This window comes from Streptococcus ruminantium, from assembly GCF_003609975.1.
Taxonomy (GTDB): Bacteria; Bacillota; Bacilli; order Lactobacillales; family Streptococcaceae; genus Streptococcus; species Streptococcus ruminantium.
Genome location: NZ_AP018400.1, coordinates 1760741 through 1782774 on the forward strand (window position 1 = coordinate 1760741; position 22034 = coordinate 1782774).

Below are 22034 nucleotides of genomic sequence, written 5' to 3' on the forward strand. Positions count from 1 at the left end.
GATACTCAGACTGTTCAACCCCAACTGCCCCAAAATAGGCAGAGGCATACAGAACTTCGTTCGGTCATACAAGAGATAAAGTTGATCAAAAATTATCAGGTCAACCTAACATAAGACCGATCTCAAAGAGTACCAATCATGGTAAAAACCGCTTGCTCTGGTTTTCGTAACTTCCTTGGTATCGCAGGATGAAACAGATAAAGAAGTACTTCTACTTTGTCTTTGCTTTCTATTATTCTAAAACCAATAGAACAAAGAGCAGCATCTCCCCCTGATACGGAAAAACTGAATGAATACTGCTTCATCTATTTTACTGAAGGGGATATTACTCAAAATATGACTGGTCTGTTGAATCACAGATACAAACCACATCAATCAGGCGATCAAATTGCTTCATCACTTGTTTCACTTCATCATAACTAGCCATGTCCACAATGACAGTTACTTGCGCTAAATCCTCCACCTCAGTCAGTCCAACGCAAAGCGATTCAATATTGATTTGACGACGAGACAAAACACCGGTAAAGCGGTTCAGAACACCTGGGGCATTTCGTAGTGTTGCTGTTAAGGTTCTACGCATTGAACTTCACCCCCAACATTTCTGCATTACTCTTACCAGCCGGAACCATCGGTTGAACGTGCTCACGATTGGAAATGTGAACTTCTATCAGCATGGGTATATCTTCTAAGATGACTTTTATATCTTCTGCCAAAGTAGCTGGATTTTTTAAATGATAATGACTGATACCATAAGCTTCAGCTAAAAGTTGAAAATTCGGTTCATCATTAAAGACAGACTGGCTACGACGATTCTCATAGAATGATTCCTGCCATTGGCGGACCATCCCTAACGAGTGATTATTCATCAGGATAATTTTAATGGGAACACCATATCCATTTAGAAGAGCCAACTCCTGATTGGTCATTTGAAAACCCCCATCACCAACAAAAACGATAACTTCTTTATCCGGATTGGCTAATTTTGCCCCGATAGCCGCCGGGATACCAAAGCCCATTGTTCCCATACCGCCAGAAGTTACCAACTGACGAACGTGTTTGTAAGGATAAAATTGAGCTGTCCACATTTGATGTTGCCCAACATCCGTAACAATGATCGCATCCCCATCAGTCAGTTGACCAACCAGCTCAATCGCTGCCTGCGGCTTGATATAAGTTGAATCCTCATCGTATCCAAATGGCGCTCGGCGCTTGTTTTCCAACACTTGTCTTGTCCAAGTAGCATGGTTCGTTTTAACCGGTTCTAGCTTTAACAGCGCTGTTAAAGTTGCCTTAGCATCTCCAACCACTGGAATAGCTGTCTCAACAATCTTGCCAATCTCGGACGGATCAATATCAATATGGGCTATCGTTGCATTTGGTGCATAAGTAGCGGGATTTCCCGTCAATCGATCATCAAAACGAGCACCAACATTGATGAGATAGTCAGCTTCATCCATAGCCATATTGGCAGCATAAGAACCGTGCATACCTCCCATAGCTAGGGACAAGTCGTGCTCAATTGGTATAGCGCCTAAACCGAGTAACGTTGATACGACAGGAATCTGGTAGCGTTCGGCAAAAGCTACTAATTCTCTACCAGCATCCGCATAGTTGACACCACCACCAGCTAAGATAACTGGCTTTTTTGCCCTGCTCAATTGTTGCAAAATCTTTTTGACCTGTACATCATCTGGTTCAATAATAGGCTGATAACTCGGTAAATGGAGACTGGGATCGTGATAAAATTCAACTACCTTTTCCTGAATATCTTTTGGAACATCAATAACAACCGGTCCTGGACGACCCGTTGTTGCAATATGTAAAGCTTCTGTTACAATTCTAGGAATATCTGCTGCATCACGAATTTGGTAGTTGTATTTGGTAATCGGCATGGTCATCCCCAAAACATCAGCTTCTTGAAAGGTATCTTTGCCAATACCTCTAGTTGCTACTTGACCAGTAAAAACCAAAAGTGGCACGCTATCTCCCATAGCATCTACAATTCCTGTGATAGCATTGGTAGCTCCTGGGCCAGATGTCACAATCGCCACACCCACCTTTCCTGACGATTTGGCGTAGCCTTCTGCCTCATGAACAGCTCCTTGCTCATGACGTGCTAAAATATGCTGGATACCCTCATACTGATAAATCGCATCATACAAGGGTAAAACCGCCCCACCAGGATAGCCGAAAACAAGGTCAACTCCTAAACGGTGTAGGGTATCTAACAATAGATAGGATCCCGAACGTGGTTGATCTAACTGAATTTCTTGCACGCTTTTTCCTCCTCTCCGCAAGTATATTACCTATTATCATAGCACAAGGAAATAGAATGTCAAGGAATTTTCTGAAAATTCCTACTTTTGTTTAATACAAAAAATAATGCCAAACTGATTACGTCCGATAATTTGCGGAATTCTGTCATCTAGCTACTGCTACAAACCTTCTGACCTCAGTTTTGGTCAGCCCTTTTATTTCGTAAAACAGCAACATTCACAAGCCCATTTAACTAGCTATAGGCAAAAGTAGGATATTTCCAATCCTCTTTTTTTCTCAGTTAGGGTCTTAAAAATTCAGAAATTTCCAATTATTCATTAAATTCCTGAACCACTGACTAATAACTATGGTATAATAGTTAAAATAAGATGGGAAGGGAAGTATCATGACAGACCTAAGTAAACAAAAAAAACTCCGTCATCGTAGCTCCGTCTATGATTCGATGGTCAAATCACCCAACCGAGCAATGCTTCGAGCAACTGGCATGCAGGATAAAGACTTTGAATCGCCTATTGTGGGAGTGATCTCTACTTGGGCAGAAAATACACCTTGCAATATTCACCTTCATGATCTTGGAAAGATAGCTAAAAAAGGAGTCACATCTGCCGGTGCTTGGCCAGTCCAATATGGTACCATTACGGTAGCCGATGGAATTGCCATGGGAACTCCAGGAATGCGCTTTTCTCTAACTTCACGCGATATTATTGCAGATTCAATCGAGGCAGCTATGGGAGGACATAATGTAGATGCTTTTGTCGCCATTGGTGGATGCGATAAGAATATGCCCGGAGCCATGATTGCTATTGCAAACATGGATATTCCAGCCATCTTTGCCTACGGTGGAACGATTGCCCCAGGAAACTTAGATGGTAAAGACATTGATCTTGTGTCCGTATTTGAAGGTATCGGCAAGTGGAACCATGGTGATATGACTGCTGAAGAAGTGCGCCAACTGGAATGCAATGCCTGTCCCGGTCCAGGGGGATGTGGCGGTATGTATACAGCTAATACCATGGCCTCTGCTATAGAGGCTCTAGGAATGAGTCTACCTGGTTCATCTTCACATCCAGCTGAGTCTATGGAAAAAAAGGTTGATATTGAAGATGCCGGTCGCGCAGTTGTCCGTATGTTAGAATTAGGCCTCAAACCATCTGACATTATGACCCGCAAAGCCTTTGAAAATGCCATAACTGTCGTCATGGCTTTAGGTGGCTCAACCAACGCTACCTTACATTTATTGGCCATGGCTCACGCTGCTAATGTCGAATTGACACTGGAAGATTTCAACACCTTCCAAGAAAAAGTTCCGCATTTAGCCGATTTAAAACCATCTGGTCGCTACGTTTTTCAAGACCTCTACAATGTTGGCGGAGTACAGGCTGTCATGAAATACCTCTATCAGAATGGTTTCTTACATGGTGATTGTATGACTTGCACAGGTAAAACCATTGCAGAAAACCTAGCTGACGCACCCGACCTGACTCCTGGACAAGATGTCATCATGCCATTGGATAACCCCAAACGTGCAGATGGCCCACTGATTGTCCTCCACGGTAATCTAGCTCCAGAAGGTGCAGTTGCTAAGGTTTCTGGGGTGAAAGTCCGTCGCCATATCGGCCCAGCTCGTGTCTTTGATTCTGAAGAAGCTGCGGTTGCAGCTGTATTAGCTGATGAGATTGTAGAGGGGGACGTAGTAGTTGTTCGCTATGTCGGTCCAAAAGGCGGGCCTGGCATGCCTGAAATGCTTTCCCTTTCCTCTATCTTAGTCGGTAAAGGGCAGGGCGAATCTGTAGCTTTATTAACAGACGGTCGTTTCTCTGGTGGTACATACGGTCTCGTTGTCGGCCATATCGCACCAGAAGCTCAAGACGGAGGACCAATTGCCTACTTGCGCGATGGAGATACTATTCTTATTGACCAAGATACTAAGGAATTGACGATGGAGGTTTCTATGGAGGAAATTGAACGTCGCAAGGCTGAAACAGTTATCCCCCCACTCTACTCTCGTGGGGTTCTTGGCAAATACGCTCATACCGTATCTTCTGCCTCAAAAGGAGCCGTTACAGACTTTTGGCGACCAGAACGAACGGGCAAAAAATAATACTCTTGGAAAACCAAGACCGCATGGTATCCACTTATTTTGATAAGCACTCATCTCATTGAGCATCTTCAGTTTGCTCCTTAAAAGCTACTTTTGATTTTACTTTACTAAAATAGAACAGGAAATCCAAAATGAAATTACATGTTGAATTATCTCGCTTTCGTGTCAAGGAAGGCAAATCAGCCGTTGTTGATCAATGGATGAACTTTTTAAACGATCACATGAAAGACACGCTATTAACCTTAGAAGGTGAGAAAATGTATATCGAGACTATCTTTCGTGAAGTTTTAGACGGCAATGAATATCTCTACTGGTACTCAGTTCAAGCTGAGGGAGGAATGGAAGTTGAAAATTCTGAGTCCTACGTTGATAAAAAACACTTGGAATACTGGAAAGAATGCATTGACCCTTGCTTTGGCATGGTAGACCTCAAACCACAGGTCGTTATGATTCCCAAGCCCATCTATGAAACTATGGAAGAATTAGATAAACAATACGATGAGTCCCATAAAAAATGAGCTGCAACTGTGCAGCTCATTTTCTTACTCTCAGAACGTGGATTCCCCTTGAACATTTAATAACTTCGAAAGTTCTACGGTAGTATAGTTCATTTTTCAACTCTTAGAAACGCTATTATTCCAACGTTTCTGGAAAGCTTTTGCTACTGATTGCAAAAAAAAAAAAGACTGAAGATCTTGTCCAAAATGAACTTTCTCTTCAATCCGGATAGGATTTCTCCTACTTCCCTTTTTTCTGACGCTTATGAGCTTGGATAACTGCCAAAGCTCGCTTGCGTGTTTTAATATTGGGACTCTTCAGTTTGCGATATGCACTGGATAAATCTAATCTTTCTGCCATGATGACCTCCAAAAATTCTGATAAGATATAGTTTACCTTATTTTAATTAACCAGTCAAGCATTTTGAAAAAATCTATTGACAGTTTATTGATTAAGCTGTAAAATAACCTTGGTTACTTAACTGGTTAATCTTTTTGCAAAAAGGAGATAAAATGAAAAAAAGAAAATTACTTTATAGTAGTCTCATTCTAGCTACCTTAGCTGGAACTTCAGGAATAGCTTATCAACTAGGAATTGCTAACGGGAGAAGGGAAGTCAAATCTTCTGTAGATTATGTTTCTCAAAAAGTTACTAAAAAAGGTGCATCATCCAGTAAAACATCCCCCAAAAATCCAGAAGAAGATGCCAAGGATGAAGGTATCTCCGCAGAGCAAATTGTTGTCAAGATAACAGCCGAGGGTTACGTTACCTCTCATGGAGACCACTTTCACTACTACAATGGAAAAGTACCATTTGATGCAATTTTCAGCGAAGAACTCCTGATAAAAGACCCTACTTATAAATTAGATGAGAGTCATATTATAAGCACCATTAAAGATGGCTATATCATCAAGGTTAACGGACAATATTATATCTATCTAAAACAAAATAGTAAGCAAAATCACATACGTAGCAAGGAAGAAATTGACCATCAGCGACAGCAAACATCTAACCATCCAGTCGACAAATCTTCCCCTGATGGAAGTTACACGACAGACGACGGCTATATCTTTAAACCAAGCGATATAATCGAAGATCTAGGGAATGCTTTTGTTGTTCGGCATAAGGATCATCTGCATTACATTCCAAAATCAGACTTATCTGAAAATGAACGTACTACCGCACAATCTTATTGGAATCAACGTCGCCAACAAATTCACACCAGCAAGTCTACAATTCCAAGTCAGCAAACCGATAACTATTCTAGAACTTCTCCAGTAAATGCTAATAATAGTATTGAAGCCAAACGTGCTTATATGGCTAAGATGTACGGTCTAGCCATTTCCGACATTCAGATTGCAGGCGATTATTTCACTTATCCACACGGAAACCATAGACATGCCCTGCCAATTTCTCAAGTTATTGTCGGACAGTTTCCAACCGCAGCCAGTGTTGAAGCGGACCTCAATCACAGACACACTAACATACCTATTCCGTTAAAACCAGCTACTAAACCAATACAAACAGAGCCGATTGCTCCTCAAAATAATGATAAAGAGTTACAAGACAAAATTAACTACATTGCTCAGCTCTACAGAATTGATCCCGAAAGGATTCAGGTACAAGGTGATAGTTTGATTTGGCCACATGAAGATCACACACACGGAATGGCTATTTCCGAGATTGTCATTCCCAAAATTAGTGATGACCCTGAAGCTGACTTTGAGGCAGAATTGACAACCCTAGCTAAGACTCTACATGTTGATCCATCAAGTATCATCATTCAAGATGGTACAATGACGGTTCCTCACGGAGATCATAGCCACACTTACAAGATTAAAAGTCCGGGCTGGCGCGATTACATTAAGCACAAAATCCCAGCTTTAGATGGCAGCTATATCGCTGGTCCACTGGATCGCAAAATCGTTCGCACCAAGGTTCAAGAACTCATTTTATCAGCCAAAACGATTTTTCAGGATGACCCAAAACAATTACGTCGCATCAAAGCAGCTCTCAGAGACTTTGAAAATGGTTTAGACTGGGCGACTAATTCCACACAAGGATACCTGAAAATTCTGGATGATTTTGATAAGAAGTACATCCAATTGACTACTGTCCCAGTTACAATAGTAGAAACTGCTGAAGCTGATACCAGCTGGACTGATGTTGATGCCTTAGTTCAAAAAATCCAAGATGCTATACCAAAAGCACATGAACAGTATTCCAAAGCTCTTTCCAAGTTACAAAGTCTCAAGGAAAGCATTGGTTATCGCCAAGAAACACCTGCTACTCTGAAGGTTCACCTTCTTCAATTTGCTGCTGAACACCAACTTAATCTTGAACAGGCGATAGCTCCTTCTGTAACAGTTAATGACAGTAGCAATTTTGAAACAGCTAAAGAACAAGTTCATGCTGCTATCCTAAGATTAAATGAAGATAAATATTTATTAAAACGTGTACAATTGCTCAACAAAGTCTACGATGCTAAAACTATCTCAGAACTACAAGCCATTCAGGATGAGTTGAGCCACATCGGAACAACAGCTAGCAATACTGCTCTAAAGCAAGTAGATGATCTCAAGCAATATTTAAAAGCCAACGAAAATGACAATCGACTCACAAGCGAACTCAAAACCGCAATCCAAGACGCTCTAAAAAACGATTCCACCAGTGTACAATCTCTGACCAATCTAAAACAAAAAATTAAAGATTCCTACCGTCAAGCTGACATCAAACAACATCAACTGGTCTCTCGTATCACTGAGTTGCTATCTCAAATTCAAGAAGCGATCACTGCTCTTTCTGAAGGAGATACAAGAACTAGACTTGAAGCTGAGTCAGAAGAACTCAAGAACCTCCTTCAAATAACTACTTCTGATAAAGATGCACTCCTCTTGCGCGCTCAAGAGTTGAAAGCGAAAATTGAGAAAAGCACTGATTCTTCAGAAATCCCTGAAAAAGAGTCATCCTCAGAAGACTCAACTATTGCCACGGAAACGCCTGTCCCAGTTGCAAATCCAGAATTAGTAGCCCAAATTGAAGCTATTATTGATTTTATCACTGATAACCGCCGCAAGATTGAGACAACACCTATTACTTTAAAAGTTGAATTGCTGAATAAGGCTGATGACTTGGAAGCACAATTCAAGGCTAGATCCAAAAATCTACAAGAACTGTATGAACAATTACAGATCTTGAAAACTCAGATTGAACCCCACATTAAAGCTGATAATAGTACAAACAATACAGCCGCTAACGATTGGGGAACCGGATGGTAACAACTACTCGTAAATATGATTTTATATCTAGCTAGAAGGATAAGCTGTTCAGTACGTTTAATGCTTCCTAATACTCAGTTATTGATTATCACTTGATCTATCTTTTATTACTTTGGTAAACAAGGAAACTTCATTTCCTTACTGCTTTAGACAACTGATATTATTTGAAATCGCCCTATCTACCCTCATTGGTGTCTGTTTAACACGGACTCCAATCACTTTATTTCCAACCTTCAACAGGTTGTTTTCAGATTTTTTGGAACTGACTACATCAACTGTGAAGATCAAAAAACAATGCCTAGGGAGAGCAACATTTCGTTCTCTCTTTTTTGTATGAAAGACCAAGCTAAAAGAGCACGCTAGCCCTTTTTTTATATTTAATAATGACTCTAAAAACTACCTCTATCGGACTATCCTTGGAAACAAGTGATGCTCCTTCAAATTTGATTGACCTTAACAGTCAAACTAACTTTTCTATTTAGGGCTAATTCCTAACATAATCCTTCCCAGACGACTAATTCTGGTCATCTTCCATACGGGAGACCAAACAATTTCTACTTGAACACTTTCAATACCTTCAATCGTTTTTAAAGCAGCCACAAGTTCGTTTGGTACGGTATCTGTACAGGAACATGCTGAATCCGTAAAAGTCATAGTTAGTTTGCACAGCCCAGTCTCATCTAGATGAATCTCATACACTAGCCCTAAATTGTATATGTCTAACTCAATCTCCGGATCATAAATGGACTCCAAAACTTCTACCAGTTGATCTGATAAGGCCTGTGCTCGATCGTTTATCTGAATATCTTTTCGCATAATTTCTTCTTATTTTCTCCATGTTTGTATCATTTTCTCATATTTTTTGTACATTTTCAAGAAAAATTTGTAAATTCTGAATATTCCAGTAAATTCCAAGAGAAATTGCTCAATAAATAAAAAGCAAAATTGACAATAAAAATCCCTTATAACTTCTTGTAAAGTGCTTTGAAGCGTTGATGCATCGCTGATACTTCAGTATAAGTTTACCCACTATAGTTGGCAAGGCATCAAAAAAGCACCAGCAAGATGCCGATGCTTTAAACTTATTGAACTCTTTGAGCAAGTAAACATTTGAACCAATTTGAACCAAAAAGTCGGCACAAATGTTGCCCCCCATAACGTTTTGATTAACGTTTTGAGAATTGTGAAGCCTTGTGGGCTTTTTTGAGACCTGGTTTTGGGGGACAGAAGTCAAATATCTACAAAAGCTTATTAAATCAAGCTCTCAATATCTATTTCCATTAAATAAATGGACTTCCGAACCAATCCTGCAAACAAAGGATTACCATTAGATTACCAAAAATCTGTTTTCGGAGCTTATGTAGTTGAGGAACAATGTGTATTCACTTTACTTTTTTGTAAGTTCGTTTTATAATGTATATACAAAAGGAGGTGGAACCATGAATGTTATCTTGAGAAAAACAGGAAATAGTACTGTCATTACAATTCCCAATAAAATAAAAGAGACTCTTGGAGCAGAAATTGGAGAAGAAATCGAATTTGTCACTTCGGGAAATAACGTCATCATTCGTAAAGCTGAGCCAAAATTTGATTTTGATAAGGAACTAGAAAAAGCCATGAACCAATACGATGAGCTTTTGAAAGAATTGGTGGATAGATGAGATATCTAACTGCTGAAGATATTATCAAAATCAATGTTATGGCTATTGGTAAATATTCTCCTAATGAACCTGTTGGCATTGCTGATCCAAACAGTCTTCAAATGATTGTTGAACAGCCTAAACAAGAGATTTTCGGCAAAGTTCTCTATCCAGATATCTACAGTAAAGCTGCTATTATCTGGATAAATTTGATTAAGAAACATCCTTTTTATAATGCCAACAAACGAACTGCCGTTCTTGCCTTACATATGTTTCTAGCAATGAATGGCTATCAGTCCCATCTCTCACTAAGTGATGGACTGGAAAAGACAATTGAAATTGCTACCTTTCAAGGAGATTTTGAAGATTTAAAGAAAATAATTATTCACTTCCTCAAGCAAGATGGAAATATAACTAAATTATAATTAAAAAGTGGTTGTCAACTTTTCGTTGAAGACCACTTTTTATATCCTACTGTATCCTACTTCATAAAGGATAAACTATCTGTCAACCAAAGTATAGTACTGATTTCTATCATTTTTGTTTGCGCCGTACCAATTAAGGATGCCCAATTCTTGTAAGTTTTTCATAGTTTTTACAATAAATTTACGGCTTCTACCAGTAATTTCAATCGCTTTGGCCGTAGTCATCTTCTCGCCTGAATTATACATGTAGTGAACCAGTAATTGCTCATCAGCATTGAGGTCGCCAAAGTCAGTAAACTGTTTCTCTAAACTATCTCGTGTTCGGAGATGTCGACTCACGATGTTATTTTCAAGGGTCAAAACCACCTTATTACCTGGTTCTGAATATTTAGGCTCATGAAGAAATGCTGATTCCATCTCAGAGTAGATCCGTTTAACACCTTCATTCATTTCACGGACCCAGCCAAACTCTGTCAGGGTTCTGGCAACTCGAGGATTTCTTGAAAACCGTTCATGCTTGATATTGTCAACGGTGACGATATTTGGCAATTTCCCTGGGCTATGAATTTCCAGTCGGTCATCAAACATCAGCACACGAATATGATCCCCATAGACAGAGTAATCACGGTGAGTAACAGCATTGACAACACCTTCAAACCAGGCAAATTCTGGATACTCAGGCAAAATTTGAAATTGCCCATTGTCATCCAGATATTGGAACTCACGCAGCTGGGTACGAATAAAATCACGAGCCTTGATAATCAGGCTTGGTAGAGCATCATCAAAGGTTGCTTCCTTGATGACATTAAAGCTAGTCCCTGTCCCCATGTCCGTGCCATCAAACCGCTGAAAACGAACACGAGCTTGAGGGAAGAAGGCTGACGGGTATTTACCAAAAAGCAAGATAGCTGCCTTGGTCAATTTTCCATTGACCAGAAAACGCCGAGCTTTGAGAATTTCTTCCGTAGAACGGTCTGAAATATCAAATCGATTCTTGAAATCCTGTACCAGACTATCATCAATGTCTTCCAAGGTTGCGTCAGCCACAACTTCATCCTCAAAGAAACGCTGCCCTTTATCATAGCTGAGTTGAGTTCGTTGTTCATAACTAAGTTTAACAGTCTCATCACCCTGACGCAGGTAAACCTCATCATTAGGCGCAGCAATCACTCGGTTTGAAGATAATTCAACTGAGATAACCAAAATCAGGTCATCTTCCCCCTTATGATTAACCACAGAGATTTCTTCAAATGACAAATCCAGAGGGGAGTATCACGCATCTCACGGTCAATCTTTTTGAAATCGTCTATGGGATAAGATCTGCCATCTTTGAAGCCAGTGATGATGTTATTCTGCTTGTCGTCCTCAATACCGATGACCAGCTGACCACCATCTGCATTAGCAAAGACAATCAGGTGTTTAAGAAGTTCAGACGGCTTCTTTCGGGCGGATTTCCTGTCCAAATGTTGGCTTTCTAGTGAGAATTGGTAGTGGGATAGGGTTTGATTCATATCATTCTCCTGAGTGTTATAGCTCTAATAGCACATCTCCCAGCCTTTCTTACTTCTCATTTAGTGTGCTAAGAAACCTTATGGGAAGATACTCAGTTGGAAAACCTCAACACTAAATAGAGTGACTAATCTTTATACAGGTAATAGTATAAATGCAACTCAAAAACAACTTTATTTTTCGAGTGGTGTCGGGATAAATTATATCGCGACAAAAGATGTTGATTTTAATGGGAACATCACTTATGATAATGGTATAAAAATCCCTGACACCTACTTAGATGGTTTTAAGATAAGCCAACCTCAATCAATCTTACTCTGTCTAGAGGGAGGAAGTGCTGGGCGTAAAATAGGGATGCTAGACCAAATTGTTTGTTTTGGAAATAAACTTTGTAGCCTCTCATTTTATTCTGGTAACAATAAATTTTTATATTATTTTTTACAAAGTCCTCAGTTTCTGAACGATTTTAAAGAGAACAAATCAGGAATTATCGGAGGTGTTAGCCTAAAGAATCTAGGTAATATTTCAATTCCATTAGTTCCATTAACAGAGCAAGCACGCATTAGTCAGCGAGTTGAGCAACTTTTTGAAAAAGTAAATCAATTTTAGATACAATTTCTTTCATTTCCCGATAATTTGAAATAGGTATTAATAGCTCTGAAATACTGGTGCTATTTAGCGTTTTACCTTTTATGGCATCCTTTAAATTACCAGCAGTTGAGATCAGGGGCAAAAAACGCATTAGATAGTCTCTTATGATGTTATCTTTATCACCATATGGAAATATTGAGATAATCGCCTCATTATGACTAGCTGGCATATCTAATAGTGCAACTTTACCGATAGACAACTTAAAACTCATCAGTAGAGTGTCTACTGGTACTATCTTCATATTTTTCTGTTTTATTGCCAAATCTGAGATATATTCTTTTGTTTGAGTAATATAACCACTATTAGGCATATCTGAAATAGATACCCAAGGAATATCAACTCCCCAATAAGTTGGTTCACTTCTTGGAGGTGTTTTTCCAATATTGAATAAAACTAGTTCCCCAAACCTAACGTAACTCCAAGAGTTAGGAATCTCAGGCATAGTTGAACTGACGAAATCACTATTTTCTTTGTTATTCCCATAAGGAGAGTTATCATCTCCTTTTGTCACCACTATTTCTGCCAAATCTTTCTTCTTGAGTTTACCTTCCTTATAGAGTTTTTGCTTTTCAGCTTGGATTTTTTCAAGTAAAACTTCGACAGGTTCATCATCTGGGTCTTGGGTAACTAGTTTACCTTGCATGGCGTATTGTAAGATAGATTTTTTCAACTTATCTGGAAATTCTTTATCCAGTTCTTGCAGTCGGTTGTAACTTTCTGCGTATTCGTCAACTTTCGCCAATGCTTTTTCGATTTTCTCGACAATTCGTTTTTGTTCGGCGAGGGGTGGGAGGGGGATAAATAAATTTGAAAGATTACTTCCATTAACATTGGGTTGACCTGTTCCCATAGAAACATCTTGTAGCTGTTTCCAATATAAATTACTATTCAAAAAGACCGTTATGTATTGTTCTATTTTTTGAAGCAGTTGAACTCTGATTAAATATGAAGCATAAACAGAGGTCTGCCCAACATGCTTAATCAAAAAACTTTTTCCAATAGTTCCTCCAGTTCTTGCAATCACGATATCACCGGAACTTAAAATATAGTTGTCTATTTTTTCAAGAGATATATTACAGTAAGGCACTCTATCCCAATCTACATTTCCATTTTGAATATCCGTAATTCTGAGAAGTTTAGCATTACCTTTATTTTCAGATGAGGCTGTATAGCCATAATTAATTTTTTTAGAGATACTCCCTAACCTCACCCACTCCCAACTATCTGGAATATCATAGGGGACTTCCACTTCTTGAACTGTTCCATCCGTCAACTTCTCATAAGGTTTCCCATCATCACCTCGAAAAAGCTCTGTTTCTTTTTTATCTCGCTTGATTTTGCCATCAGCAATGAGTTTTTCTTTTTCCGCTTTGATACGTTTAAGTAGCTCACTAGCTGGCTCGTCAGTTGGGTCTTGAGAAACTAATTTTCCCTCCATTGCTCGCTGTAAGATACTAGCTTTTAGTTGTTCTGGGGTCATTAGTTCTCCTCCAAAAGCTCTAAAATATCTGCCAAAACAGCATATATTTTTTGGTTCAAAGCCGCTCTTTCTTGCTGATAGTTTTGGATAAGTTCCAGCGGTTCCAAAATCTCTTCTTCTTCCTTGGGAAAGCCACATTGATCAAAATTATAGTTCAAATCAGCTAACTCAGATGGTGTAAAAGATTTGGCTTTATAAAAATTCCCCTCTAAAATCTCCTCACGACTAGTCCACCACTCACGAACAGGATTGAAATGCTCTGACTTCATCGGCTTGGTCTTAGAAAAATTTTTATACCCCTCTGGCATGTCCAAACGATAAAACCAAGTCTGCTCCGTCTTCTTAGTCTTGTCAAAGAAAAGGATATTGGTGTGAATACCTGTGTAAGGTGCAAAGACACTATGAGGCAAACGGATAATCGTATGAAGATTAAATTCCTCAACCAATTTTTCTTTCAAACGAGTTTTAACACCCTCTCCAAAGAGAAAGCCATCTGGTAAAATTACCCCAACACGACCGTTTTCTTTCAGCCTATACATGATAACTGCCATAAAAAGGTCCGCTGTCTCCGAACTCCGCAACTCTGCTGGAAAATTATTTTTAATCGTATCAAGTTCGGAACCACCAAAAGGTGGGTTCATCATGATAAGGTCAAACTTCTCATCATCTGTGTACTCTCGGACATTTTTCTCCAAGGTATTGCCATGAATGATTTTAGGGTCATCAATTTCATGAAGAAAGAGGTTCGTCACTGCTAATAGGTGAGGAAAGGCTTTTTTCTCAATCCCAAAGACAGCCTGATTGTATTTTTGAATATCCTCGCTAGTCTTACGTTGTTTGCTTAAATGATTTAAAGTCGAGGTCAAGAAACCACCTGTTCCACAGGCAAGATCAGCCATCGTTTCACCTAATTTAGGGTCAAGCATTTCAGCAATGAAATCGGTCGCTGCACGAGGGGTATAAAATTCCCCAGAGTTCCCTGCACTTTGGATGTCCTTGAGGATTTTCTCATAAATATCATTAAAGGAGTGTCGGTCTTCTGGACTATTAAAGTCCACCTCATCAATGACATTGATAACCTGACGCAAGAGCACACCGTTTTTCATGTAGTTATTAGCATCTTCAAAGGCTGATTTAACAATGCTTTTCCGAATGGGCATATTGGGTGTGATTTCAAGCTCTTTTAATTCCTTAAACAGCCTATTGTTCACAAAATCAAGCAAATCATCACCTGTCAAGACTTGCTCACCTTTTTCAGCGTGAGCCCAATTTCGCCATTTTAAGTCTTCAGGAATAATTGACTCATAATCATCTTCCTCCAACTCCCAAACCAACTCACGGCTATCATAAATTTTCAAAAAGAGTAACCAAGACATTTGTTCAATACGTTGGGCGTCTCCATTAACACCTGCGTCATTGCGTGTAATATCTTGAATACGTTTCACAAATGATGTAATCGACATAGTTTCCTTTCATCAAGCTACTGTAAATAGCTCTTCTTCCAACTCTTTAATAGCCCTTAGATAGGCCTGCTTATTTCCAAAATAGGTATTGATAATCTTAAAGGTTCCACCGTAAATTTGAAACTCTGGTAATTTTAGCGTTTCAATGCTTTCCAGTTCACCAATTCCCTTATCCATGTACTTATCTAATAACGTCTCTAAAACAGATCGGGCCTCTTCACTGTACTTTTGCAGATAACCACTACTCTTAACCCTGCTAATTCTCTGGCTCTTAGTCAACTCTTTTTGACCATAAGCCAGTTTTAGCAGCAAGTCAAAGTCATCAATCTCCTGTTCAGAAACCCCTTCTGCTTCTCGAATGGCATCAAGATAAACACCTTTTTTATAGAGTTCTTCTAAGATAGCTTTTTTCTTATCAGCTGCTTGCCAAGCAGTAATAAACTCGGTCAAAGTAGCGTAAGCCCCCAGAATATTTTTCCGAGTATAGTCGGTCAAACTTTCTGTCACTAACTTCCCATTTTCATCCAAAACCTGAATGGTTGAATTGAGAACATCTACCTTTTTATCAGTAACCCTATATTTTTCAATAGGTTCTCCGCCACCTCCAGTTGGTTCTCCGCCACCTCCAGTTGGCTCTTTAGGGTCAAAGACATACGCTGGCTCTCCATCAAAATCTGGGTCTGCAAACAGATTGGTCACGTTTCTAAAATCAATAATGGTAAAAAATTCTTTCCCTTTCTGCGGGTACAAACGTGTCCCACGACCAATAATCTGTTTGAACTCCGTCATGGATTGAATATTGGAATCGAGCACAATCAAACGGCAAGTTTTTGCATTGACCCCCGTTGTCAAGAGTTTTGATGTTGTGACAATAGCTGGAAATTTAGAATTAACATCCATAAAATTATCGAGCTGTGCTTTACCCTCTGCATTGTCGCCTGTCACCTGCATCACATAACGATAATCTTCCTGAACTAAGTCTGTATTTTCTTTGACAAAAGCCGCTCTCATCCGCTCAGCATGGTCAATATCAACACAAAAGACAATGGTTTTGTCAAATCGAGCATTGTTTTGTTTCATATAATCAGAAACAAACTTAGCCACCTTTTGGGTACGATCATCAATAACAATGGTCTTATCAAAATCTTTCCGACCATAGTACCTATCTTCGATAAGTCTTCCTGTGGCATCCTCTTTACCACTCTCTGGACGATAGCCATTGACATCAATATCCAAATTAACTCGCATCACACGATAAGGGGCCAAGAAGCCATCCTCAATTCCCTGTTTCAAACTATAAGTATAAACAGGCTCTCCAAAATAATCTATATTAGAAACTTCTTTGGTTTCCTTTGGTGTCGCTGTCATCCCAATCTGGGTTGCTGAGGCAAAATAATCAATCACTTGACGCCAGTTGCTATCCTCCTTAGCTGAACCGCGGTGAGCCTCATCAATAACAATCAGGTCAAAGAAATCCTTATCAAACTTTTGGTAATGCGTTTCCTCACCATCTTCGCCTGTTAATTGCTGATACAAACCTAAGTAAATCTCGAAAGAATTTAACTTTTCTGGAGAATTCAGTAACTTTGCTGTGATTTTGGTCATTACCTTTTCAAAAGGCTTAAAATCTTCAGCCATTGTTTGGTCAACTAAGATATTTCGGTCAGCTAAAAAGAGAACACGTTTGGCTAAACCAGCTTTTCGCAAACGATAAATAATTTGAAAAGCCATAAAGGTCTTACCTGTCCCTGTTGCCATGACAAACATGACCCGCTTTCCTCCTCTTGCAACCGCCTCAACGGTACGGTTGATAGCGATTTGCTGGTAATAACGTGGTGTTTTATTGGAGAACGCATCAGTATAGTAAGGGACTGAAATCGCCTTTGAAACCTCAGAAGTTATCTCTTTTTCAGCAATCAAACGCTCAAATAATTCTTCACGAGTAGGAAATTCCTCTAAAGTTAATTTACGTTCTTGCCTCGTGATACGGTCATGCTCAATAAAACCATCACCATTTGAGGAATAAACAAAAGGAACATCTAAAATCTCACCATATTCAATCGCCTGCTGTAATCCAGCTCGTAAACTATGCTTATTATCTTTAGCTTCAACGATTGCAATACGCTGCCCAAATTGATAGTAGAGAGCATAGTCTGATTTTTTCCCTTCTTTACGACGAGCCTTATCACCTCGAACCTCTATTCGCCCATCTGTAAAATATTCCTCATAGGCAATATGCTCACCATTTTTCCAACCTTTAGCTAAAATGGCTGGAGTAATAAAATTAGCTTTAATATCTTCTTCGCTCATGCTCTTTTTGTCTTTGATGAATGTCGCCATACCGAGTCTCCCACATCTATACTTAATAAAAAATTATCAGAAGTATGTTACCCGTCTATTATACCATTTTTCCCTTCTTCTTACACATTTTCTCAAGGGGTTTGGGACTTTGCCCCAAGTGTTAAAATCCATCACCTAAAGGAGCCGTCTGCTCACTTTTGGTGGTGGAATTTTTGCGATAGTGTGTATACACTATCTGAGCTCGCAAAGACCTAAACCCAAGTTTCTCAGTCCTTTCTCATTGTCCCGGGTTAAATACGGGGATGACATTGCTAGGCAACTGAATTTCAAAAGAACACAATAAAACTGCTGGCTGCTGCCAACGGTTTTATTCACTTTTTGCGGGACTTCTTTTGGGGTATGACTGAAATTTCTTTCTCCACTGCTTCCATCAATCGAGTCACCAACTGACCAAGTTCTATAAAATCCGATTACGAAATCATTCCAACCTGAGTTGACAATTTGGCAATTACATTGATTGAACGTCCAATTTGGATGAGTTGCTCTGTCAACTGCTCATACTCTGGAAAATTAACCGTCCACGATTCTATCTCACAGCTAAGTAATTTCTTTCTGGCATAGGCTGAAAAGTTAGCCTCCTGTTCCTTAGCCATCAGAGCTAGCAATCTATCATTTTCTTCTTCGGTCAGAAAGACTTGCTTCACGACGTTCTTGATCCTCTTTTTCATCAATCTACCTTTGATAGTAACCTCTCCTTCTTCTGTTTATGGTACTTGAGTAACGCTGTCTCATATTTGCCAATCATTTGAACACTATATATCATCGCTCGCACTGCTTGAACATCTTGAGACTGTTCTGCAATCCTGGATAACTGATTCAAATTATTTTTGATTCGCCTCACGGAAAATATCAACGCATCAAAAGCTGTTTCATCAAACGTCACAACGACGGGAGTCTTCTTAAACAACATTTTCCTAGCATAACTGGAAAAATTTCTGGTTCCTGTATAGCTGATAAAATAATCTAGGGCCTGATTCTGGGATTCAGTAATGTAGAATTTTTTTAGCACTGTTCGATAGCGTTCAGCCATGCTGGGCCTTCTTTCCATAAAATTCCGCCTGAACAATATCATGCTTTCGTAAACATTCCACCAGGGATTGATAGTCATGTAGCAAGCCCAATTCCAAATCTGGAAAGTCATTTTCCTTGGTTTCGATAATAACTTCCAACTGACTAGCAATTTCTCTGACTGAAAAGCTGTAATCCAACGTCTCGGCTTCATAGTCTTGTTTTAACTCTTGATACCGTACATATTCATCCTGCGACTTAAAGCCAGCCACTAGCATGTTCTCAAGTTGATAATAATCCGTCATTTCTTCTTTCCTCTATTTCTTTTGATACTTTCTTCTAGCATTTTCATGGGCAATGGCTTTCGCTTCTAACAACCTCTCCTCTTTTAACCGTTCCATGGAACTGATTAGATAAGCTAGGGGAGATTCTACATCTTCTGGAATCCTATCAATCATAGCCAAAACCTCATCACTTGTCATGTAGCCATCACTCAAAAATTGACCAATTAGCATCTTTTGTTGATGGGTCAGACTATAATTATAAGGATAAATAAACTTTTCGTTGTATTTGTCTGCAATGACTTGTAGCAAAGAATAATATTCAGGTTTGATATAAGGTTGAGTCTCTCTAGAACTATTATCAAGTATAGTCTTATTCTCCTTCTTACTCTTGTTCTTAATCTGTTGCGTTACTTGACCGTTACCATCCGTTACAGGTAACGCTTCTGTAACATTACATTCCAGCTTTAACTGCTCTTTACCATTGACCACCGCTTTTTGCTTTTGACGAAAGCGTGTTACCCTTTCTCTAGTTTGCTGACGAATTTTCTCTAAACCATCAATGTTCTGATGCTTTTCCCAATTTGGAATGGTGACAGTACCATCTACAAATGCTATCATGCTAAACTGTTCAAAGGTCTTTAAGGCTAATTTGACTGTTGTAGCTTTTCGCCTGAAAACCGTCGTCAACATTTCCTCCGTGTAAAAGATTTTATCACCTAGAGCTAATACGCCACTATAATTCTGTTTGCCCGCTAAGACTAACAACTTGAACCAAATAACAATTAGGGTATCACCCTCTGGCATTGATTCAATCAACTGAATCTTTTCGTCATCAAAAATATCCGTTGTAATCTTAATCCACCGAACATCACTCATAAATGTTCCTCTTTATCTTTCATATTGCTTCAACCAGCGTGTCACAGCCCGCTTATCGTAGAGAGTTACACCATCTATCACCATAGTTGGCATGCCCTCACGTGTCCATTTTTGCAAAGTGGTTGTGGAAACATCTAACCATCTTGCTAAAGCAGCCATTCGCACCATCGGTTTATAAAGCTCTTTATCCTCTAAAGCTCGCTCCACTGCTGTTGCAATCATCTCATCATAGTGAGCTCGTAATTGCTTTTCTAGTGCTTTAGGAAGTTGGACAACCAAAGTCGTTTCTTCTGACATATCGTTACTTCATTTCTATTTCTCAATTAAATAAACTCCGAAATTTGTATATTTTTTTATACATTTTAGATTATATATACTTTTTGTATTGAATGTGGTTGCAATATCTAAGAGGAGGTTACTTATAACCAATAATATCGCCAAACTTATCGAAGAAAGTGGCAAAAAAATAAAAAGTATCAGTGAAGCGCTAGATATATCCTACCCAACACTATCTAGCTATAACCAAGGAATACGAAAACCTAAAAAAGAGAATGCTCAAAAGTTAGCGGATTATTTTGGTGTCTCAGTGGCATACATCCTTGGAATTGACGAAGAAAAGTACGCTCCGTCAAATTTAAAAATCGTCACTGATAGTTTCAAGACATCTGAAATTACTTCTGTAACACCTTTTAAAAGCGATATGGAGAAGCTTAAGAAAGGAATCGAACTAGGAGAGATTCATTTGTCTATGCCCTTAAATGAAGGCTTCTCAGACGATTTTAGGCGCATTTTAGCGCGCTACTTGATCAATCATGAGGAAGAATTCATGAAAACTTTCACTAAACACATGAATAGTTTAAAACGAGAGTCAGAAATTTGGCAAACCTGGATTCAGACTGAAGAATACCGAATTAGACAAGAAGACCGACACAAAAAATAAACGAACAGTTTCTCAATTACATAAGCTCCGAAAACTTAGAAACGGAGAACTGTTATGTCAATTCATAAATACCAATCCCTCAAAGGAACCACCTATTTTGTCAAAATTTACCTGGGTCTAAACGACTATGGTAAGAAAAAGTATTACACCAAGTGAGGATTCAAAACTCGCAAAGCTGCAAAAGCACATGAAACAGCTATAACTCACCAGCTGAATTCTGGAATTTTTGTTCAACTTTCCAGGCAGGTATCATTTACCTACAAAGAGTTATACCAAAAGTGGTACGAAGCCTACAAAGACACTGTGGAAGCAACCACAGCTGCGAAAACTGCTGACTTATATCGCCTTCATATTCTACCAATCTTTGGGGAGAAAAAGATTTCAAAAATTAGTCCATTGGATTACCAAACCTTTATTACAGATAAGGCCAAGTCATTCAAGAATATGAAACAAATCAAGTCATATACCTCAAAAATCTTTGAATTTGCCGGCAACATGAATTTCATTGAACGCAATCCAATGAGCAAGGTGATTATGCCTACAATCAAAAAAACTGCCAGTGAAAATTACTGGTCAGTTAGTGAGTTGCAGCAGTTTTTGACAATCATTTTAGAAAATGAACCTTATAAACATTATGCCTTGTTCAGACTATTAGCTTATAGTGGTTTACGAAAAGGTGAATTGTATACTCTTAGATGGTCAGACTTTAATCCAGATACCCAATTACTAACCATCAATAAAAGCCTGGGTAGGATAGATGGGCATGCTGTTGAAAAAGACACGAAGAACTCATTTTCTGTACGTTCAATCTACCTTGACGATGAGACTTGTACCATACTTCATAAGTGGAAACAAGAATCTATCCAAGAGAAAGGCCAGCTACATATCGCACCTCTCTCCATAGAAGATAATTTTATGTTCACTTACTGCACAAGAACAGGTAGTATTGAGCCACTTCACGCTGACTACATCAACAATATTCTAAAACGCATTATACGTAAGCATAATCTTAAAAAGATTAACCCACATGGGTTTAGACACACTCACACAACCTTGATGATTGAAATGGGAGTTGATCCTGTGAATGCTGCTAAACGGTTGGGACACGCTAGTAGCCAAATGACACTGGACACCTATAGCCATGCCACAAAAACTGGTGAAAAACAGTCCATTACAACATTCGCTGAATACTTCAATAAAGCTAAATAACCCTAGCTTTATTTTTCCAACTAAATTTAACCAG

Annotated in this window: 17 protein-coding genes and 4 pseudogenes; 8 read left to right on the forward strand and 13 right to left on the reverse strand. The window is 39.0% G+C overall.

What is annotated here, in order from left to right; genetic code table 11:
• Window positions 1-105 precede the first annotated feature (105 nt).
• Together ilvN and SR187_RS08350 are read right to left on the reverse strand one after the other, a co-directional pair.
• Window positions 106-580: pseudogene (gene ilvN, locus SR187_RS10300) on the reverse strand (acetolactate synthase small subunit).
• The gene (locus SR187_RS08350; RefSeq protein WP_120172181.1) at window positions 573-2276 is read right to left on the reverse strand and encodes an acetolactate synthase large subunit; all 1704 of its coding nucleotides are present in this window, start codon (window positions 2274-2276) and stop codon (window positions 573-575) included. The pseudogene ilvN and the gene SR187_RS08350 overlap by 8 nt, the downstream one beginning before the upstream one ends.
• Window positions 2277-2662: 386 nt before the next feature.
• Between SR187_RS08350 and ilvD the strand changes: the two genes are divergently transcribed.
• Window positions 2663-4378 (forward strand): dihydroxy-acid dehydratase, encoded by a 1716-nt coding sequence (gene ilvD, locus SR187_RS08355; protein ID WP_120172182.1) that lies wholly within the window; start codon window positions 2663-2665, stop codon window positions 4376-4378.
• Window positions 4379-4509: 131 nt separating this feature from the next.
• Entirely contained in the window at window positions 4510-4896 is a 387-nt protein-coding gene (locus SR187_RS08360; protein ID WP_120172183.1) for a DUF6176 family protein, read from the forward strand.
• Between the two features lie 220 nt (window positions 4897-5116).
• Here the strand turns inward: SR187_RS08360 and SR187_RS09915 are convergent, their stop codons facing one another.
• Window positions 5117-5236, reverse strand: coding sequence for a putative metal homeostasis protein (locus tag SR187_RS09915; RefSeq protein WP_099773173.1), 120 nt, complete (start codon window positions 5234-5236; stop codon window positions 5117-5119).
• Window positions 5237-5388: 152 nt separating this feature from the next.
• Here SR187_RS09915 and SR187_RS08365 point away from each other — a divergent pair, with 152 nt between their 5' ends.
• A complete protein-coding gene (locus tag SR187_RS08365; RefSeq protein WP_120172185.1) occupies window positions 5389-8154 on the forward strand; it encodes a pneumococcal-type histidine triad protein in 2766 nt (921 codons plus the stop codon).
• A gap of 474 nt (window positions 8155-8628) precedes the next feature.
• On the opposite strand, the gene SR187_RS08370 is transcribed toward SR187_RS08365, so the two are convergent.
• Window positions 8629-8970: a metal-sulfur cluster assembly factor gene (locus tag SR187_RS08370; protein ID WP_024533119.1), complete on the reverse strand. Its 342-nt coding sequence runs from the start codon at window positions 8968-8970 to the stop codon at window positions 8629-8631.
• Between the two features lie 623 nt (window positions 8971-9593).
• Between SR187_RS08370 and SR187_RS08375 the strand changes: the two genes are divergently transcribed.
• Both SR187_RS08375 and SR187_RS08380 read left to right on the forward strand, forming a co-directional pair.
• Complete coding sequence (locus tag SR187_RS08375; RefSeq protein ID WP_001100856.1) at window positions 9594-9815, forward strand: AbrB/MazE/SpoVT family DNA-binding domain-containing protein; 222 nt, start codon at window positions 9594-9596, stop codon at window positions 9813-9815.
• A complete protein-coding gene (locus tag SR187_RS08380) occupies window positions 9812-10219 on the forward strand; it encodes a type II toxin-antitoxin system death-on-curing family toxin (protein WP_024533120.1) in 408 nt (135 codons plus the stop codon). The genes SR187_RS08375 and SR187_RS08380 overlap by 4 nt, the downstream gene beginning before the upstream one ends.
• A 75-nt stretch (window positions 10220-10294) precedes the next feature.
• Here SR187_RS08380 and SR187_RS08385 read toward each other — a convergent pair.
• Window positions 10295-11730: pseudogene (locus SR187_RS08385) on the reverse strand (ATP-binding protein).
• Window positions 11731-11851: 121 nt separating this feature from the next.
• Here SR187_RS08385 and SR187_RS08390 point away from each other — a divergent pair.
• Complete coding sequence (locus SR187_RS08390; RefSeq protein ID WP_231996435.1) at window positions 11852-12337, forward strand: restriction endonuclease subunit S; 486 nt, start codon at window positions 11852-11854, stop codon at window positions 12335-12337.
• Here SR187_RS08390 and SR187_RS08395 read toward each other — a convergent pair.
• The 8 genes and pseudogenes from SR187_RS08395 to SR187_RS08430 form a co-directional block, all read right to left on the reverse strand.
• Window positions 12291-13859, reverse strand: a complete 1569-nt coding sequence (locus SR187_RS08395; protein ID WP_120172188.1) for a restriction endonuclease subunit S — start codon at window positions 13857-13859, stop codon at window positions 12291-12293. The two genes, SR187_RS08390 and SR187_RS08395, sit on opposite strands and share 47 nt — an antisense overlap.
• Entirely contained in the window at window positions 13859-15322 is a 1464-nt protein-coding gene (locus tag SR187_RS08400; protein ID WP_120172190.1) for a class I SAM-dependent DNA methyltransferase, read from the reverse strand. Before SR187_RS08400 ends, SR187_RS08395 begins: the two co-directional genes overlap by 1 nt.
• A gap of 12 nt (window positions 15323-15334) precedes the next feature.
• On the reverse strand, window positions 15335-17662 hold the full coding sequence (gene hsdR / locus SR187_RS08405) for an EcoAI/FtnUII family type I restriction enzme subunit R (protein WP_120172192.1): 2328 nt from the start codon (window positions 17660-17662) through the stop codon (window positions 15335-15337).
• 332 nt (window positions 17663-17994) lie between these two features.
• Window positions 17995-18351: pseudogene (locus tag SR187_RS08410) on the reverse strand (transposase).
• Window positions 18351-18713 (reverse strand): transposase, encoded by a 363-nt coding sequence (locus SR187_RS08415; RefSeq protein WP_120172193.1) that lies wholly within the window; start codon window positions 18711-18713, stop codon window positions 18351-18353. The pseudogene SR187_RS08410 and the gene SR187_RS08415 overlap by 1 nt, the downstream one beginning before the upstream one ends.
• Window positions 18706-18996: a DUF5962 family protein gene (locus tag SR187_RS08420; RefSeq protein ID WP_120172195.1), complete on the reverse strand. Its 291-nt coding sequence runs from the start codon at window positions 18994-18996 to the stop codon at window positions 18706-18708. The genes SR187_RS08415 and SR187_RS08420 overlap by 8 nt, the downstream gene beginning before the upstream one ends.
• 12 nt (window positions 18997-19008) lie before the next feature.
• Complete coding sequence (locus SR187_RS08425) at window positions 19009-19851, reverse strand: phage replisome organizer N-terminal domain-containing protein (RefSeq protein WP_120172197.1); 843 nt, start codon at window positions 19849-19851, stop codon at window positions 19009-19011.
• Between the two features lie 12 nt (window positions 19852-19863).
• Window positions 19864-20148: a DNA-binding protein gene (locus SR187_RS08430; RefSeq protein WP_065957486.1), complete on the reverse strand. Its 285-nt coding sequence runs from the start codon at window positions 20146-20148 to the stop codon at window positions 19864-19866.
• A 124-nt stretch (window positions 20149-20272) separates the two neighbouring features.
• Between SR187_RS08430 and SR187_RS08435 the strand changes: the two genes are divergently transcribed.
• Together SR187_RS08435 and SR187_RS08440 are read left to right on the forward strand one after the other, a co-directional pair.
• A complete protein-coding gene (locus SR187_RS08435) occupies window positions 20273-20791 on the forward strand; it encodes a helix-turn-helix domain-containing protein (RefSeq protein WP_003046517.1) in 519 nt (172 codons plus the stop codon).
• A gap of 54 nt (window positions 20792-20845) precedes the next feature.
• Window positions 20846-22000 (forward strand): annotated as a pseudogene (locus SR187_RS08440) (tyrosine-type recombinase/integrase).
• Window positions 22001-22034: the final 34 nt, after the last annotated feature.

Excerpts from the sequence above, each read along its gene's own strand:
- ilvD (WP_120172182.1), top strand. The coding sequence starts at position 2,663 with ATGACAGACCTAAGTAAACAAAAAAAACTCCGTCATCGTAGCTCCGTC.
- SR187_RS08360 (WP_120172183.1), top strand. The coding sequence starts at position 4,510 with ATGAAATTACATGTTGAATTATCTCGCTTTCGTGTCAAGGAAGGCAAA.
- SR187_RS09915 (WP_099773173.1), bottom strand. The coding sequence starts at position 5,236 with ATGGCAGAAAGATTAGATTTATCCAGTGCATATCGCAAACTGAAGAGT.
- SR187_RS08365 (WP_120172185.1), top strand. The coding sequence starts at position 5,389 with ATGAAAAAAAGAAAATTACTTTATAGTAGTCTCATTCTAGCTACCTTA.
- SR187_RS08370 (WP_024533119.1), bottom strand. The coding sequence starts at position 8,970 with ATGCGAAAAGATATTCAGATAAACGATCGAGCACAGGCCTTATCAGAT.
- SR187_RS08375 (WP_001100856.1), top strand. The coding sequence starts at position 9,594 with ATGAATGTTATCTTGAGAAAAACAGGAAATAGTACTGTCATTACAATT.
- SR187_RS08380 (WP_024533120.1), top strand. The coding sequence starts at position 9,812 with ATGAGATATCTAACTGCTGAAGATATTATCAAAATCAATGTTATGGCT.
- SR187_RS08395 (WP_120172188.1), bottom strand. The coding sequence starts at position 13,859 with ATGACCCCAGAACAACTAAAAGCTAGTATCTTACAGCGAGCAATGGAG.
- SR187_RS08400 (WP_120172190.1), bottom strand. The coding sequence starts at position 15,322 with ATGTCGATTACATCATTTGTGAAACGTATTCAAGATATTACACGCAAT.
- hsdR (WP_120172192.1), bottom strand. The coding sequence starts at position 17,662 with ATGGCGACATTCATCAAAGACAAAAAGAGCATGAGCGAAGAAGATATT.
- SR187_RS08415 (WP_120172193.1), bottom strand. The coding sequence starts at position 18,713 with ATGGCTGAACGCTATCGAACAGTGCTAAAAAAATTCTACATTACTGAA.
- SR187_RS08420 (WP_120172195.1), bottom strand. The coding sequence starts at position 18,996 with ATGACGGATTATTATCAACTTGAGAACATGCTAGTGGCTGGCTTTAAG.
- SR187_RS08425 (WP_120172197.1), bottom strand. The coding sequence starts at position 19,851 with ATGAGTGATGTTCGGTGGATTAAGATTACAACGGATATTTTTGATGAC.
- SR187_RS08430 (WP_065957486.1), bottom strand. The coding sequence starts at position 20,148 with ATGTCAGAAGAAACGACTTTGGTTGTCCAACTTCCTAAAGCACTAGAA.